The sequence below is a fragment of the Micromonospora sp. U56 genome (assembly GCF_018070095.1).
GTDB classification, from domain to species: Bacteria; Actinomycetota; Actinomycetes; order Mycobacteriales; family Micromonosporaceae; genus Micromonospora; species Micromonospora purpureochromogenes.
The window spans coordinates 1-1,455 of the sequence record NZ_JAGPYL010000250.1; the positions used below are offsets into that span (position 1 = coordinate 1).

The following is a 1,455-nucleotide window of genomic DNA, read 5'->3' on the forward strand; positions in this document are numbered from 1 at the left end:
CTAGTAGTACTTTGTCATGATCGGATGGGGTCTAGGGGTTTTCGTCTGGTGGGGAAGCGGGTTTTGCAGGTGGGGCAGGCGCCGGCGAGGCGGACGAGGAGATGTTGCAGGTCGCGGAGGACTGCGTAGAGGCTCAGGCCGGCGCTGCTGCTTTTGGGTGGTGCAGGCGTTGGAGGGTGCAGAAGGCGTGGGCTGCGGAGACGAGGGTGACGTGGTGGTGCCAGCCTTGCCAGGTGCGGCCTTCGTAGTGGTCGAGGCCGAGGCCGGTTTTCAGTTCGCGGTAGTCGTGCTCGATACGCCAGCGTAGTTTCGCCCATCGGATCAGGGTGCGTTTGGCGGTGGTGGCGGGCAGGTTCGACAGCCAGTACTTGGTGGGCTCGTCCTGCCCGGGTGGCCATTCGGCGATCAGCCACGCTTCGGGGAGGTCCCGGCCGCGGTGGGCGGCGAGCAGCGTCCGCCCGGCGGGCCGCACGCGAGTGAACACGAAGTGGGACCGCATCTTGATCGGTTTGCCGGCCCGGCGGCGGGAGCCGTCGCGCCAGGTGATTTGCTGGGCCTGGGCAGGGCCGCCGGCCAGGATCAGGTCCTTCACCGAGGTGGCGAGTTCCCGGTAGCGCGGCTCAGGATACTTCCCGACGCCCTGGTAGGGCGGCGTGGCGCGCACGGCCTCCTGCGGATACACGCCGACGCGCATCGACACCTGCACCACATAGGACAAGCCCCGCTCGGCCAGGCCGTAGCGGAACTCGGCTGCGTCGCCGTATCCGGCGTCGGCAACGATCAGCGGGGCCCGCAGGCCCCAGCCAGTCATCTCGTCGATCATGTCCAATGCCAGGCGCCATTTTTCCCGATGTCCGACCTCGTCGGGAATCCCGGCCCGGTCCCGCCGCCGGACCGTGTCCGGGCCGGCATCCGGCGAGGAGGGGTCCCATGCGGCGGGTAGGAACAGTCGCCAGTCGGCCGGACACGAAGCGGTGTCGGTGACCAGGTTGACGCTCACCCCGATCTGACAGTTGGTGACCTTGCCCGCGGTGCCGGTGTACTGCCGGGCCACCCCCGGCGACGCGGATCCACACTTGAGCCAACCCGTGTCGTCCACCGCCCACGCCAGCGGCCCGATCACGGCATCCATCCGACACGCCAACCGCCGCCGCACCGGCGTGACGTCCCACGGACTGTTCGTCACGAAATGGTTCAACGCCTGATCATGAACACCCTCCAGGCGGCCCGCCATCGGCTGGATCGACTTACGCCGCCCATCCAGCATCAGGCCTTGCACATACGAGACCGCCCGGTCCCGCCACCCTGCCCGCGTCAAAGACCCGAACACGTCCTCAGCGAAATCGGCCAGGTCACCACGAAGGCGTGCCACCTCAAAGCTGTCCACACAGGAATCAACGAGTCACGGCGAAGACAACACCTACGGTTGGCCAAAACGTGACAAAGTACTACTAG

At 67.1% G+C, this 1,455-nt stretch carries 1 protein-coding gene; it reads right to left on the bottom strand.

The features are described from left to right. Window positions 1–133 precede the first annotated feature (133 nt). The gene (locus KBX37_RS33810; protein ID WP_210779879.1) at window positions 134–1,387 is read right to left on the bottom strand and encodes an IS701 family transposase; all 1,254 of its coding nucleotides are present in this window, start codon (window positions 1,385–1,387) and stop codon (window positions 134–136) included. Window positions 1,388–1,455: the final 68 nt, after the last annotated feature.